This is a genomic window from Pseudomonas sp. BB438, from assembly GCF_057180225.1.
On the sequence record NZ_CM170001.1, the window covers coordinates 1,827,862 to 1,842,835 of the forward strand.

Annotated in this window: 12 protein-coding genes; all 12 read left to right on the forward strand. The window is 62.8% G+C overall.

Going from position 1 to position 14,974, the window contains the following annotated elements; genetic code table 11:
• Positions 1-5: 5 nt before the first annotated feature.
• The 12 genes from uppS (at position 6) to dnaE (ending at position 14,891) form a co-directional block, all read left to right on the forward strand.
• Positions 6-761: a polyprenyl diphosphate synthase gene (uppS, locus tag AC1ZV1_RS08500; protein WP_484296317.1), complete on the forward strand. Its 756-nt coding sequence runs from the start codon at positions 6-8 to the stop codon at positions 759-761.
• A complete protein-coding gene (locus tag AC1ZV1_RS08505) occupies positions 755-1,570 on the forward strand; it encodes a phosphatidate cytidylyltransferase (RefSeq protein WP_484296318.1) in 816 nt (271 codons plus the stop codon). Before uppS ends, AC1ZV1_RS08505 begins: the two co-directional genes overlap by 7 nt.
• Positions 1,567-2,757: a 1-deoxy-D-xylulose-5-phosphate reductoisomerase gene (gene ispC, locus AC1ZV1_RS08510; protein WP_484296319.1), complete on the forward strand. Its 1,191-nt coding sequence runs from the start codon at positions 1,567-1,569 to the stop codon at positions 2,755-2,757. The genes AC1ZV1_RS08505 and ispC overlap by 4 nt, the downstream gene beginning before the upstream one ends.
• A gap of 16 nt (positions 2,758-2,773) precedes the next feature.
• Positions 2,774-4,126: an RIP metalloprotease RseP gene (rseP, locus tag AC1ZV1_RS08515; protein ID WP_484296320.1), complete on the forward strand. Its 1,353-nt coding sequence runs from the start codon at positions 2,774-2,776 to the stop codon at positions 4,124-4,126.
• Positions 4,127-4,199: 73 nt separating this feature from the next.
• A complete protein-coding gene (gene bamA, locus AC1ZV1_RS08520) occupies positions 4,200-6,575 on the forward strand; it encodes an outer membrane protein assembly factor BamA (protein WP_484296321.1) in 2,376 nt (791 codons plus the stop codon).
• Between the two features lie 48 nt (positions 6,576-6,623).
• Positions 6,624-7,127 (forward strand): OmpH family outer membrane protein, encoded by a 504-nt coding sequence (locus AC1ZV1_RS08525; protein ID WP_017521188.1) that lies wholly within the window; start codon positions 6,624-6,626, stop codon positions 7,125-7,127.
• On the forward strand, positions 7,127-8,188 hold the full coding sequence (lpxD, locus tag AC1ZV1_RS08530; protein WP_484296322.1) for a UDP-3-O-(3-hydroxymyristoyl)glucosamine N-acyltransferase: 1,062 nt from the start codon (positions 7,127-7,129) through the stop codon (positions 8,186-8,188). Before AC1ZV1_RS08525 ends, lpxD begins: the two co-directional genes overlap by 1 nt.
• Before the next feature lie 48 nt (positions 8,189-8,236).
• Positions 8,237-8,677, forward strand: coding sequence for a 3-hydroxyacyl-ACP dehydratase FabZ (fabZ, locus tag AC1ZV1_RS08535; RefSeq protein WP_138522697.1), 441 nt, complete (start codon positions 8,237-8,239; stop codon positions 8,675-8,677).
• Positions 8,674-9,450 carry an acyl-ACP--UDP-N-acetylglucosamine O-acyltransferase gene (gene lpxA, locus AC1ZV1_RS08540; RefSeq protein ID WP_484296323.1) on the forward strand — a complete coding sequence of 259 codons (777 nt, stop codon included), beginning with the start codon at positions 8,674-8,676 and terminating at the stop codon, positions 9,448-9,450. The genes fabZ and lpxA overlap by 4 nt, the downstream gene beginning before the upstream one ends.
• Before the next feature lie 2 nt (positions 9,451-9,452).
• Complete coding sequence (gene lpxB / locus AC1ZV1_RS08545; RefSeq protein ID WP_484296324.1) at positions 9,453-10,595, forward strand: lipid-A-disaccharide synthase; 1,143 nt, start codon at positions 9,453-9,455, stop codon at positions 10,593-10,595.
• Positions 10,595-11,206, forward strand: coding sequence for a ribonuclease HII (gene rnhB, locus AC1ZV1_RS08550; RefSeq protein WP_484296325.1), 612 nt, complete (start codon positions 10,595-10,597; stop codon positions 11,204-11,206). The genes lpxB and rnhB overlap by 1 nt, the downstream gene beginning before the upstream one ends.
• Positions 11,207-11,360: 154 nt before the next feature.
• The gene (gene dnaE, locus AC1ZV1_RS08555; protein WP_484296326.1) at positions 11,361-14,891 is read left to right on the forward strand and encodes a DNA polymerase III subunit alpha; all 3,531 of its coding nucleotides are present in this window, start codon (positions 11,361-11,363) and stop codon (positions 14,889-14,891) included.
• Positions 14,892-14,974: the final 83 nt, after the last annotated feature.

A 14,974-nucleotide genomic window follows, 5' to 3' on the forward strand; every position in this document is an offset into this window, starting at 1 on the left:
TCGTCATGGAAAAGACCAAGCAGGTGACGCCCGTGCCCCGGCACGTGGCGATCATCATGGACGGCAATAATCGCTGGGCGAAGAAGCGCCTGATGCCCGGCGTGGCCGGGCACAAGGCCGGCGTGGATGCCGTTCGTGCGGTGATCAAGACCTGTGCCGAGGCGGGCGTCGACGTACTGACGCTGTTCGCCTTCTCCAGCGAGAACTGGCAGCGTCCGGCCGAAGAGGTCGGTGCGCTGATGGAGCTGTTCCTCATGGCCCTGCGCCGCGAGGTTCGCAAGCTCAGCGCCAATGGCATTCGCCTGCGCATCATTGGCGATCGCAGTCGCTTCGCCCCTGAATTGCAGGCAGCGATGCGCGAGGCCGAGGCGCTGACCGCCAATGGCAGCAGCATGCTGCTGCAGGTGGCAGCCAACTATGGCGGCCAGTGGGACATCACCCAGGCGGCCCAGCGCCTCGCCCGCGAAGTGCAGGCCGGTCATCTGGCGGCGGAAGAGATTACCCCGGAGCTGATCCAGGGGTGTCTGTCCACTGGCGACCAGCCGTTACCCGACCTGTGCATTCGCACGGGCGGCGAGCACCGCATCAGTAACTTCCTTCTCTGGCAGCTGGCCTATGCCGAGCTGTATTTCTCCGATCTCTACTGGCCCGACTTCAAGCACGAAGCCATGCAGGCTGCGTTGCAGGACTATGCCTCTCGTCAGCGCCGCTTCGGCAAGACCAGCGAGCAGGTCGAGGCCGAGGCACCCCCGTCATGTTGAAACAACGAATCATCACGGCGCTGATCCTGTTGCCGATCGCGCTGGGTGGTTTCTTCCTGCTCGACGGTGCAGCGTTCTCGCTGTTCATCGGTCTGGTGGTCAGCCTGGGGGCCTGGGAATGGGCGCGGCTGGCTGGCTACAACGAACAACCTGCCCGTGTCGGTTACGCTGCTGTGGTGGCGGTTCTGATGCTGGTGCTGGCCTGGCTGCCGCAGATGGCAGGCGCCGTGCTGGTGCTGGCCTTGCTCTGGTGGGGGTTGGCCACCGTCATGGTGCTGACCTACCCGGACAGCGCGTCGAGCTGGGGCGGCCGCTGGCGCCGTCTGCTGATCGGTCTGCTGATTCTTCTGCCGGCCTGGCAAGGTCTGGTGCTGCTCAAGCAATGGCCGCTGTCCAACTGGCTTATCGTCGCCGTCATGGTGCTGGTCTGGGCGGCCGATATCGGCGCCTACTTTTCCGGCAAGGCCTTCGGCAAGCGCAAGCTGGCTCCGCGCGTCAGCCCCGGCAAGAGCTGGGAGGGTTTCATTGGTGGCATGGCGCTGTGCCTGGCTATCACCGTCGCTGTCTCCATCTACCGTGACTGGAGTGTTCGCGAGCTGCTGCTGGCGCTGCCCTGCACGGCCGTCGTGGTGGCCTTGTCGGTCATTGGTGACCTGACTGAAAGCATGTTCAAGCGCCAGTCCGGGCTCAAGGACAGCAGTAACCTGCTGCCGGGCCATGGCGGTGTGCTGGATCGCATCGACAGCCTGACAGCGGCAATCCCGGTGTTCACCGCGTTGCTCTGGGCTGTGGGCTGGGGGGCACCGTGAGTCATCCGCAGTGGATCACCGTGCTGGGGGCGACCGGATCGATCGGTCTCAGCACCCTCGACGTGATCGGGCGTCACCCTGATCGTTATCGAGTCTTTGCACTCAGCGGCTTTTCCCGTCTGGTCGAGTTGGAGACGCTATGTCTGCGCCACCGGCCGCGTTTCGTCGTGGTGCCGGAGCTTGAACAGGCGCGTGCGTTGCAGGATCGGCTGAATTCGGCCGGATTGCAGGCTCGCGTGCTGGCGGGAGAGGCAGGGCTTTGCGAGGTTTCCGCCCATCCCGAGGTGGATGCGGTGATGGCGGCCATTGTCGGCGCTGCCGGCCTGAAGCCCACCCTGGCTGCTGTCGAGGCAGGCAAGCGGGTGCTGCTGGCCAACAAGGAGGCGCTGGTCATGTCCGGCGCCCTGTTCATGGATGCCGTGCGCGCCAGCGGCGCAGTCCTGTTACCCATCGATAGCGAGCACAACGCGATCTTCCAGTGCATGCCGGCGGATTACGCCCGCGGGCTCGGTGAAGTGGGCGTTCGCCGTATCCTGCTGACGGCTTCGGGCGGCCCGTTTCGCGAGACGCCACTGGAGCAATTGGCACAGGTATCCCCTGAGCAGGCCTGCGCGCACCCCAACTGGTCGATGGGGCGGAAGATATCCGTCGATTCGGCCAGCATGATGAACAAGGGGCTGGAGCTGATCGAGGCCTGCTGGCTGTTCGACGCGCCGCCCTCGAAGGTCGAGGTGGTGATTCATCCGCAGAGCGTGATCCACTCCCTGGTGGACTATATCGATGGTTCGGTGCTGGCCCAGCTCGGCAATCCGGACATGCGCACCCCGATCGCCCATGCCCTGGCATGGCCGCAGCGCATTGATTCCGGTGTTTCGCCGCTGGATCTGTTCTCCATCGCCCGTCTGGACTTCAGTGCGCCCGACGAGCAGCGTTTCCCTTGCCTGCGCCTGGCGCGTCAGGCCGCGGAGGCCGGTGGCAGTGCGCCCGCGATGCTCAATGCAGCGAACGAGGTGGCTGTCGCGGCGTTCCTCGAGCGACGCATCCGCTTTACCGATATCCCGGTTATTATCGACGACGTGCTGAACCGTGAGACGTCCGCGCCGGTCGAATCGCTCGATGCGGTGCTGGCCGCCGACCAGTGCGCACGCAGCGCCGCGCAGGCGTGGTTGCAGGAACACGGGTGTTGAGCCCGAGGAGGTAGCGATGAGCGCCCTTTATATGGTGGTGGGACTGATTGTCGCCCTGGGCGTACTGGTCACCTTCCACGAGTTCGGACACTTCTGGGTCGCCCGCCGCTGCGGGGTCAAGGTACTGCGTTTCTCCGTGGGCTTCGGCACGCCGCTGGTGCGCTGGCATGATCGTCATGGTACCGAATTCGTTGTCGCCGCCATTCCCCTGGGCGGTTACGTGAAGATGCTGGACGAGCGCGAGGGTGATGTCCCTGCTGAACTGCTCGATCGCGCCTTCAATCGCAAGACGGTTTTCCAGCGTATTGCCATTGTCGCCGCCGGGCCGATTGCCAACTTCTTCCTGGCCATCCTGTTCTTCTGGGTGCTGGCGATGCTGGGCAGCCAGCAGGTCAAGCCGATCATCGGTTCCGTGGTGGCTGACAGCCCGGCTGCGCACGCTGGCCTGATGGCGGGCCAGGAAGTGGTGGCGGTCGATGGCGAGGCGGTCGATGGCTGGAGTGGTGTCAACCTGCAACTGGTGCGTCGTCTCGGCGAGACCGGTGAGCTCAGTGTTTCCGTGCTGGAGCAGGGTTCCAGTGTTCCCGCTGTGCATCAGGTGCGAATCAGCGCCTGGCTGAAGAACGAAGACAACCCCGACCCCATCGGTGGTCTGGGCCTGCAGCCCTGGCGACCGGCTGTCGCACCGGTCATCGCCGAACTGGATGACAAAGGCCCTGCCAAGGCAGCCGGCCTGCAGATTGGTGACCGGATCGTCACTCTTGAGGGGCAAGCGGTCACGGATTGGCAGCAGGTGGTCGAACGCGTCCGCGCCAGGCCGGAGGCCAAGGTCACTCTGGGCGTCGAGCGCGTCGGCCAGCATGAAGATCTCGTCCTGACCCTGGCGGCAAAAGGGGAGGGCAAGGCCAGAGCCGGCTACCTGGGGGCTGGCGTGGCGGGTGGCCAGTGGCCGCCGGAAATGCTCCGGGAAGTGAGCTACGGACCGGTCGCGGCGGTGGGGCAGGCGCTCTCCCGAACCTGGTCCATGAGCCTCCTAACTCTGGATTCTCTAAAGAAAATGGTGCTCGGGCAGCTCTCGGTAAAAAACTTGAGCGGGCCGATAACCATTGCTAAAGTGGCGGGCGCTTCAGCCCAGTCCGGCGTAGGGGATTTTCTGCATTTCCTCGCCTACCTGAGTATCAGTTTGGGGGTTCTCAACCTGTTGCCGATTCCTGTCCTCGATGGCGGGCATCTGCTGTTCTACATGGTCGAGTGGGTGCGAGGTCGCCCACTGTCGGAGCGGGTCCAGGCTTGGGGGATGCAGATTGGCATCAGCCTGGTAGTCGGGGTCATGTTGTTGGCCCTGGTCAACGATCTGAGTCGGCTGTAACCGCCCATTGGATTTCGGATCTGCCGCCATTTGCGGCAGATTCTCTATTTGTCAGTTGGAATAAAAGGACTCCATGAAACGCTTTCTGCTTCCCGCGGCCCTTTCCGCGCTGATGATCGCCCAGGTTCACGCCGAGTCCTTCACTGTTTCCGATATCCGGGTCAACGGTCTGCAGCGTGTGTCCGCCGGCAGCGTGTTCGCGGCGCTGCCGCTGAACGTCGGTGAGCAGATCGACGATCGCCGTCTGGTCGAAGCGACCCGCTCGCTGTTCAAGACCGGCTTCTTCCAGGACATTCAGCTCAGCCGTGATGGCAATGTGCTGATCGTCAATGTGGTCGAGCGTCCATCCATCTCCAGCATCGAGATCGAGGGCAACAAGGCCATCACCACCGAAGACCTGATGAAGGGGCTGAAGCAATCCGGCCTGTCCGAAGGCGAAATCTTCCAGCGCGCGACCCTCGAAGGCGTGCGCAACGAACTGCAGCGCCAGTACGTGGCCCAGGGCCGCTACTCCGCCGAGATCGAGACCGAAGTGGTGCCGCAGCCGCGCAACCGCGTCGCGCTGAAGATCAACATCAACGAAGGCACCGTGGCGGCCATCGCCCATGTCAACGTGGTGGGCAACACTGTCTTCTCCGAGGAAGACCTGACCGACCTGTTCGAACTGAAGACCACCAACTGGCTGTCCTTCTTCAAGAACGACGACAAGTACTCCCGCGAGAAGCTCTCCGGTGACCTGGAACGTCTGCGTTCCTACTACCTGGACCGCGGCTACATCCACATGGATATCGCCTCCACCCAGGTATCCATCACCCCGGACAAGAAACACGTCTATATCACCGTCAACGTCAACGAAGGCGAGAAGTACACCGTCAGCGACGTGAAGCTCTCCGGCGACCTGAAGGTGCCGGAAGAGGAAGTGAAGAAGCTGCTGCTGGTGAAGAAAGGGCAGGTGTTTTCCCGCAAGGTGATGACCACCACCTCCGACCTGATCACCCGCCGCCTGGGTAACGAAGGTTATACCTTCGCCAACGTCAACGGCGTTCCCGAGCCGAACGACGAGAACAAGACCGTGTCGATCACCTATGTGGTCGATCCGGGCAAGCGCGCCTACGTCAATCGCATCAACTTCCGTGGCAACACCAAGACCGAGGACCAGGTACTCCGTCGCGAAATGCGGCAGATGGAAGGTGGCTGGGCCTCGACGTACCTGATCGACCAGTCCAAGCAGCGTCTGGAGCGCCTGGGCTACTTCAAGGAAGTCAACGTCGAGACCCCGGCGGTCCCGGGTACCGACGACCAGGTTGACGTCAACTACAGCGTGGAAGAGCAGCCTTCCGGCTCGATCACCGCCAGTGTGGGCTTCGCACAGAGCGCCGGTCTGATTCTCGGTGGCTCGATCAGCCAGAACAACTTCCTGGGTACCGGTAACAAGGTCAGCATCGGCCTGACCAAATCCGACTACCAGACCCGTTACAACTTCGGCTTTGTCGACCCCTACTGGACCGTCGACGGTGTGAGCCTTGGCTACAACGCCTTCTACCGCAAGACCGACTACGACAAGCTCGACGTCGACGTATCCAGCTACTCGGTGAATAGCCTGGGTGCTGGTGTCAGCATCGGCTACCCGATCAGCGAGACCTCGCGCCTGACCTACGGCCTGACCGTGCAGCGCGACAACCTCGATACCGGCGCCTACACCGTTGACGAGATCTTCGACTTCATCGAGAAGGAAGGCGACAGCTTCACCAACTTCAAGGCGTCCATCGGCTGGTCCGAATCGACCCTGAACAAGGGCGTGCTGGCGAACCGCGGTCACTCGCAGAGCCTGGTGCTCGAGTCCACCATTCCGGGCAGCGACCTGTCCTTCTACAAGATCGACTATCGTGGCCAGATCTTCGCGCCGCTGACCGAGAACTACACCATGCGCTTCCACACCGAGCTCGGCTACGGTGATGGCTATGGCTCCACTGATCGCCTGCCGTTCTACGAGAACTACTACGCCGGTGGTTTCAACTCGGTGCGTGGCTTCAAGGACAGCTCTCTCGGCCCGCGCAGTACGCCGAGTAAGGCGCGCAACAACGGCGACGGCCCTGACGACCAAGGCCGCTACACCGACCCGGATCAGGATCCGCAAGCCTTCGGTGGTAACATCATGATCACCGGCGGTGCAGAACTGCTGTTCCCGCTGCCCTTCGTGAAGGACCAGCGCCAACTGCGGACGGTGCTGTTCTATGACATCGGTAACGTGTTCGACACCGACTGCCCGATTTCAACCACCCAGGGTTGTGATGGCGTCAAGTTCCAGGACATGGCGATGTCTGCGGGTGTCGGTCTGACCTGGATCACGGCGCTGGGCCCGCTGAGCTTCAGCCTGGCAACTCCGATCAAGAAGCCGGACAACGCCGAAACCCAGATCTTCCAGTTCTCCCTGGGGCAGACCTTCTAATTGGCCGTATCGTTGTAAAGACAACCATGCTTTGTGCAGGAGTGCATTGTGCGTAAGTTGACCCAGTTCGTCCTGATCACCGCCGCCCTGGCAGCGAGCCCCGCGTTCGCCGACATGAAGATCGCGGTGCTCAACTATCAGATGGCACTCCTCGAGTCGGATGCGGCCAAGCAGTACGCCGTTGACGCCGAGAAGAAGTTTGGCCCGCAGCTGAACAAGCTCAAGGCGCTGGAAAGCGATGCCAAGTCCCTGCAGGACAAGCTGGTCAACGGCGGCAGCAAGATGTCCAATGCCGAGCGTGAAAAGGCCGAGGGTGACTTCAAGCAGAAAGCCCGTGACTTCCAGTTCCAGTCCAAGGAGCTGAACGAAGCCAAGGCCGTCGCTGACCGTGACATGCTGAAGAAGCTCAAGCCGAAGCTGGACCAGGCCGTCGAGGAAACCATCAAGAAAGGTGGTTATGACCTCGTGGTCGAGCGTGGTGCCGTGGTCGACGTCAAGCCGCAGTACGACATCACCCGCCAGGTCATCGAGCGCATGAACCAACTGCGCTGATGATGACCGAGTTGTCCTTTACCCTCGCTGAACTGGCTGCGCAACTCGATGCCGAGTTGCGTGGCGATCCTGCTCAGGTAATCAGTGGGCTGGCTACCCTGCAGGATGCAGGCGCCGGCCAACTGAGCTTCCTGGCCAATCCACAGTATCGCAAGTTCCTCGCCGACAGCCAGGCCAGCGCCGTCCTGCTGACCGCCGCCGACGCTGAAGGCTATGCCGGCAATGCACTGATCGTCCCCAATCCCTATCTGGCGTATGCCGGTCTGTCCCACCAGTTCGACCGCAAGCCCAAGGCGCCGGTCGGCATTCATCCCACTGCGGTGGTCGATGAAGGTGCCCAGATCGATGCGACGGCCAGTATCGGACCCTATGCCGTGATCGAGGCGGGTGCGCAGATTGGTGCGAATGTCACCATCGGTGCCCATTGCTTCGTTGGTGCGCGCAGCGTGATTGGCGAAGGTGGCTGGCTTGCACCTCGCGTGACGCTTTACCACGACGTCTGCATCGGCAAGCGTGTGGTGATCCAGTCCGGCGCCGTGCTGGGTGGCGAAGGCTTCGGCTTTGCCAACCACAAGGGTGTCTGGCAGAAGATTGCGCAGATTGGCGGCGTAACCCTGGGCGACGATGTCGAGATTGGTGCCAATACCACCATCGACCGTGGTGCACTGTCCGACACCCTGGTGGGCAACGGCGTGAAGCTGGACAACCAGATCATGATCGCCCACAACGTGCAGATCGGTGATCACACCGCCATGGCTGGCTGCTGCGGGATTTCCGGCAGTGCCAAGATCGGCAAGCACTGCATGCTTGCCGGCGGTGTCGGCCTGGTCGGCCACATCGAGATCTGTGACAACGTCTTCGTCACCGGGATGACCATGGTGACCCGTTCGATCACCGAACCGGGCTCCTACTCGTCCGGTACTGCCATGCAGCCTGCGGCTGAATGGAAGAAGAGTGCCGCGCGCATTCGTCAGCTGGATGACATGGCCCGTCGTCTGCAGCAGCTGGAAAAGCGCCTGGCCGCCGTGACCCCAAGCGGAGACGCTCCATCAGATGCGTGATCCACGCATTTTTTGGCGTTTCCCTTTTCTGAACAGGCTCCCCTGAACATGATGGACATCAACGAGATTCGCGAATACCTGCCTCATCGCTACCCCTTCCTGCTGGTGGATCGGGTGGTGGAGCTGGACATCGAAGGCAAGCGCATTCGCGCCTACAAGAATGTCAGCATCAACGAGCCGTTCTTCAATGGCCACTTCCCGCAGCACCCGATCATGCCGGGCGTGCTGATCATCGAGGCCATGGCCCAGGCGGCCGGTATTCTCGGTTTCAAGATGCTCGACGTGAAGCCGGCCGATGGCACCCTCTACTACTTCGTCGGTTCCGACAAGCTGCGTTTCCGCCAGCCGGTACTGCCGGGTGACCAGTTGCAGCTGAACGCCCAGTTCATCAGCGTCAAACGCGGTATCTGGAAGTTCGACTGCAATGCCACCGTGGACGGCAAGCCGGTATGCTCGGCTGAAATCATCTGTGCGGAACGCAAACTATGAGTTTGATCGATCCTCGCGCCATCATCGACCCGCGCGCAAAGCTGGCTGACGACGTAGAAGTGGGCCCCTGGTCCATGGTCGGGCCGGATGTGGAGATCGGCGAAGGTACGGTGATCGGTCCGCACGTGGTGGTCAAAGGCCCCACGAAGATCGGTAAACACAATCGGATTTTCCAGTTCTCCAGCGTTGGCGAAGACACGCCCGACTTGAAGTACAAGGGCGAGCCGACTCGTCTGGTGATCGGCGACCACAACGTGATCCGCGAGGGTGTGACCATCCATCGCGGCACTATCCAGGATCGTTCGGAAACCACCATTGGTGATCACAACCTGCTCATGGCCTATGTCCACATCGGTCATGACAGTGTGATCGGCAACCATTGCATCCTCGTGAACAACACCGCGCTGGCGGGACATGTTCATGTGGATGATTGGGCGATCCTCTCCGGCTATACCCTGGTGCATCAGTTCTGCCGCATCGGCGCCCACGCCTTCTCCGGCATGGGTACCACTATCGGCAAGGACGTCCCGGCCTACGTGACGGTCTTCGGCAACCCCGCTGAGGCCCGCAGCATGAACTTCGAGGGCCTCCGCCGTCGCGGTTTCAGCGCCGAGTCGATCCAGGCGCTGCGCCGGGCCTACAAGGTGGTCTACCGCCAGGGGCTGACGGTGGACGAGGCGCTCGCCGAGCTGGCTGAAACCTCCGAGCAGTTCCCGGAAGTCGCGGTGTTCCGCGACTCCATCCAGAGCTCCACCCGCGGCATCACCCGCTGACCATGCAGCCGACAGCACGCAAGCTGCGCGTCGCTCTGGTCGCGGGCGAGGCGTCCGGCGATATCCTCGGCTCCGGCCTCATGCAAGCGCTCAAGCAACGTCACCCCGACATCGAGTTCATCGGTGTCGGCGGTCCACGCATGCAGGCTGAAGGGCTGCAATCGCACTTCCCGATGGAACGCCTGGCGGTCATGGGGCTGGTCGAGGTGCTCGGCCGCCTGCGCGAGCTGTTGCGCCGGCGCAAGGACCTGGTGCAGATGCTGATCGCGGCCAAGCCGGACGTGTTCATCGGCATCGATGCGCCTGACTTCAACCTGAATATCGAATTGAAGCTGCGCCGTGCGGGTATCCGTACGGTGCACTACGTCAGCCCGTCGGTCTGGGCCTGGCGGCAGAAGCGGGTACTGAAGATCAAGGAAGCCTGCGACCTGATGCTCGCGCTATTCCCCTTCGAGGCGCGCTTCTACGAAGAGCATGCGGTGCCGGTGCGCTTCGTCGGCCATCCGCTGGCCAACACCATTTCGCTGGAAGCTGATCGTGCCGGTGCGCGCGAACGTCTCGGTCTGCCGCAGGGAGCTAGTGTCGTCGCGCTCCTGCCCGGGAGTCGGGGCGGAGAGGTCGGCAAGCTTGGCGCGCTGTTCCTCGATACCGCCCAGCGTCTGCTGCAGGATCGCCCCGGCCTGCGTTTCGTGCTGCCCTGCGCAAGCCCGGAGCGCCGTGTGCAGATCGAAGAGATGCTCGCCGGCCGTGATCTACCGGTGCAGTTGCTCGACGGTGCCTCCCACGAGGCGCTCGCAGCGTGCGATGCCGTGTTGATCGCCTCCGGTACCGCCACGCTGGAAGCGCTGCTGTACAAGCGCCCGATGGTCGTCGCCTACAAGGTGGCCCCCATGACCTATCGCATTCTCAAGCGCCTGGTGAAGAGCCCGTACATCTCTCTGCCGAACCTGCTGGCCGGTCGTCTGCTGGTACCCGAATTGATTCAGGACGCGGCAACGCCCGATGCGCTGGCAATGACCTTGCTGCCTCTGCTCGACGACGGCAGCGTGCAAACCAAATCCTTCGACGCCATCCACCGCGCCCTGCGCCAGGATGCGTCCGTGCAGGCCGCCGAAGCGGTGCTCGCCCTGGTGGAGAAACGCTGATGCAGATGGGCCTGGACTTCACCCTGGTGGAAGAACTGGTTGCCGGTGTCGACGAGGTCGGCCGGGGTCCGCTGTGCGGGCCGGTGGTCACTGCCGCGGTGATTCTCGATCCGGCGCGCCCGATCAACGGGCTGAATGACTCCAAGAAGCTCACCGAAGCCAAGCGTGAAAAGCTCTTCGACGAGATCCGAGAGAAGGCCCTGGCCTGGTGCATCGCCCGCGCCGACGTGCACGAGATCGACCAGCTCAACATCCTCCACGCCACCATGCTGGCGATGCAGCGCGCGGTGGAAGGTCTCAGCGTCACGCCGAAGCTCGCGCTGATCGATGGCAATCGCTGTCCGAAGCTGAAGGTCCCGTCTGCGCCGGTGGTGCAGGGTGATGCCAAGGTTCCCGCCATCGCGGCCGCCTCGATCCTGGCCAAGGTCAGTCGTGACCGCGAGATGCAGGAAATGGAAGCGCTTTACCCTGGCTACGGCATCGCCGGGCACAAGGGCTATCCGACCCCGGTGCACCTCGAAGCCCTCAGGCGTCTCGGGCCGACGCCGATCCACCGCCGCTCCTTCGGCCCGGTGCGCGCCCTGCTGGAAAACCCTGCCAGTATCCTGTAACACCCTGTTATTACTCTGGAATGCCTCGCGGCTAGTGGTTCGCCGGTGACGTCAGTCACCCGGCGCGACGGCTGGCCCATTGATCCCTGTAGCTTTGCGGACAGCCTCGGTACAATCCGGGGCTTGCCGTTTTTCGCGTTTGCCAAGGACCACCATGACCGCCACCTTCGTTCACCTGCGTCTGCACACCGAATTTTCCCTGGTCGACGGCCTGGTGCGGGTCAAGCCGCTGATCAAGGCGGTCGGCGGGGCAGGTATGCCGGCGGTGGCGGTGACCGACCTGAGCAACATGTGCTCGCTGGTGAAGTTCTACAAGACGGCCATGGGGGGCGGCATCAAGCCGATCTGCGGTGCCGACATCTGGCTGGCCAACCGCGACGAGGACGGCCCGCTGACCCGCCTGACCCTGCTGGCGATGAACGCGAAGGGTTACCGTAATCTGACCGAGCTGATCTCCCGCGGCTGGCAGGAAGGCCAGCGCAATGGCGAGATCATCATCGAGCGCGAGTGGGTCAAGGAAGCCGCCGAAGGCCTGATCGCACTTTCGGGCTCCAAGGAAGGCGAGATCGGCATGGCCCTGCTGGAGGGCGATGATGCCTTGGCGGATTCGCTGCTGGCTGAGTGGCTGGAGGTCTTCCCTGACCGCTTCTACCTCGACATCCAACGCACCAACCGGGTCAACGACGAAGAGCACGTACATGCTGCGGTGGCCCTGTCTGTGCGCAGTGGTGCGCCGCTGGTGGCGACCAACGATGTGCGTTTCATCAAGGAAGCTGACTTCGAAGCCCACGAGACCCGCGTGTGCATTGGCGAAGGCCGCGCTCTGGATGACCCGCGCCGCTCGCGCAACTATTCCGACCAGCAATACCTGAAGAGCCCGGAAGAAATGGCCGAGTTGTTCAGTGATATCCCGGAGGCTCTGGAAAACTCCGTCGAAATCGCCAAGCGTTGCAACATCGAGGTGCAGTTGGGCAAGTACTTCCTGCCCAACTTCCCGATCCCTTATGACGACATGGACATCAACCAGTACCTGCGCCACGTCTCCTACGAGGGCCTGGAAGAGCGTCTGGCGGTGCTCTGGCCGAAGGACACCACGCCGAACTACGAAGAGAAACGGCAGGTCTACGTCGACCGCCTGGAGTTCGAACTGGGGACCATCATCCAGATGGGCTTCCCCGGCTACTTCCTGATCGTGATGGACTTCATCAAGTGGGCCAAGAACAACGGCGTGCCAGTGGGCCCCGGCCGGGGCTCGGGTGCCGGCTCGCTGGTCGCCTACGTGCTGAAGATCACTGACCTTGATCCGTTGGCCTATGACCTGCTGTTCGAGCGCTTCCTGAACCCCGAACGTATTTCCATGCCCGACTTCGACGTCGACTTCTGCATGGAAGGCCGCGACCGGGTAATCGACTACGTGGCCGGTGCCTACGGCCGCAACGCGGTAAGCCAGATCATCACCTTCGGCTCCATGGCTGCGAAGGCGGTGGTGCGTGACGTGGCACGGGTGCAGGGCAAGTCCTACGGCCTGGCCGACAAACTGTCGAAGATGATCCCCTTCGAAGTGGGCATGACCCTGGAGAAGGCCTTCGAGCAGGAAGAGATGCTCCGCGACTTCCTCAAGACCGACGAGGAAGCCCAGGAAATCTGGGACATGGCGCTCAAGTTGGAAGGTGTCACCCGTGGTACCGGCAAGCACGCCGGTGGCGTGGTGATTGCGCCGACCAAGCTGACCGACTTCGCGCCCATCGCCTGTGACGAAGAGGGCGCCGGCCTGGTGACCCAGTTCGACAAGGACGACGTGGAGGCTGCCGGCCTGGTGAAGTTCGACTTCCTCGGCCTGCGCACCCTGACCATCATCAAGTGGGCGATGGAGATCATCCATCGCATCCAGCAGAAGAACGGCGAGACTGACCTCGTCGACATCGACCGCATCCCGCTGGACGACAAGAAGACCTACGACCTGCTGCAGAAGGCGGAAACCACCGCAGTCTTCCAGCTTGAATCGCGCGGCATGAAGGAGCTGATCAAGAAGCTCAAGCCGGACTGCCTGGAAGACCTCATCGCGCTGGTGGCGCTGTTCCGTCCCGGTCCGCTGCAGTCGGGCATGGTGGACGACTTCATCAACCGTAAGCACGGTCGGGAAGAAATCTCCTACCCGCACCCGGATTACCAGTACGCCGGCCTGGAGCCCGTTCTCAAGCCCACCTACGGCATCATCCTGTACCAGGAGCAGGTGATGCAGATCGCTCAGGTGATGGCGGGCTACAGCCTCGGTGGCGCGGACATGCTGCGCCGCGCGATGGGTAAGAAGAAGCCCGAGGAAATGGCCAAGCAGCGTGGCGGTTTCATCGAGGGCTGTGCCAACAACGGCATCGATGCCAACCTGGCGGGTAACATCTTCGACCTGGTGGAGAAGTTCGCCGGCTACGGCTTCAACAAGTCGCACTCGGCCGCCTACGGCCTGGTGTCGTACCAGACTGCCTGGCTGAAGACCCACTGGAAAGCGCCGTTCATGGCCGCGGTTCTCACCGCGGATATGCAGAACACCGACAAGGTGGTGACGCTCATCGAAGAGTGCCGCCACATGAAGCTGCGCATCCTGGCGCCGGACGTGAATAACTCCGAGTTCCGCTTCACCGTGGATGACGACGGCCAGATCGTCTACGGCCTGGGCGCGATCAAGGGCGTCGGCGAAGGTCCGGTGGAGGCCATCACCGAGTGCCGCAACGAGGGCGGGCCATTCAAGACACTGTTCGACTTCTGCGATCGCATCGACCTCAAGCGCGTCAACAAGCGCACCCTGGAAGCGCTGATCCGCGCCGGTGCGTTGGACCGCCTCGGCCCGCATTTCCACGAGGAGCAGAAGGCCTACCATGCCCACGTCGACATCAACCGCGCCGTGCTGCTGGCGTCCATGGAGGAAGCCGTCAAGGCCGCCGAGCAGACCTCGCGCAGCCATGACAGCGGCCACATGGATCTGTTCGGCGGGGTGTTCGCCGAACCCGAGGCGGACGTCTACGCCAACCATCGCAAGGTCAAGGAGCTCAACCTCAAGGAGCGGCTGAAGGGCGAGAAGGACACTCTCGGCCTTTACCTGACCGGCCACCCCATCGACGAGTACGAGGGGGAGGTGCGACGTTTTGCCCGTCAGCGCATCGTCGAGCTGAAGCCTGCGCGTGATACCCAGACCGTTGCCGGCCTGATCGTCAACCTGCGGGTGATGAAGAACAAGCGTGGCGACAAGATGGGCTTCGTCACCCTGGACGACCGCTCCGGCCGTATCGAAGCCTCGCTGTTCGCCGAGGCCTTCGCTGCCAACCAGGCGCTGCTGCAGACCGATGCGCTGGTGGTGATCGAGGGCGAGGTCAGTCAGGACGACTTCTCCGGCGGCCTGCGCCTGCGCGCCAAGCGCGTGATGGGCCTGGAAGAAGCCCGCACCTCGCTGGCGGAAAGTCTGCGGGTGCGCGTCCACGCCGACGCGCTCAAGGGTGATCGCCTGCGCTGGCTGGCCGACCTCTGCACCCGTCACCGCGGTAGTTGCCCGGTCACCGTCGACTACAGTGGCGAGCAGGCACGCGCCCTGTTGCAGTTCGGCGAGCAGTGGCGGATCGATCCCGCAGACAACCTGATTCAAGCGTTGCGTGACCAGTTCGGCCGCGACAACGTCTTCCTGAACTACCGCTAGTGAAGCCGGTGGCCAACGGCCGCCCGCCCGCCAGTCTCGACCCTCGGCGCCCGATACCGTAAGGTAGGGCGCCTACGGACCAG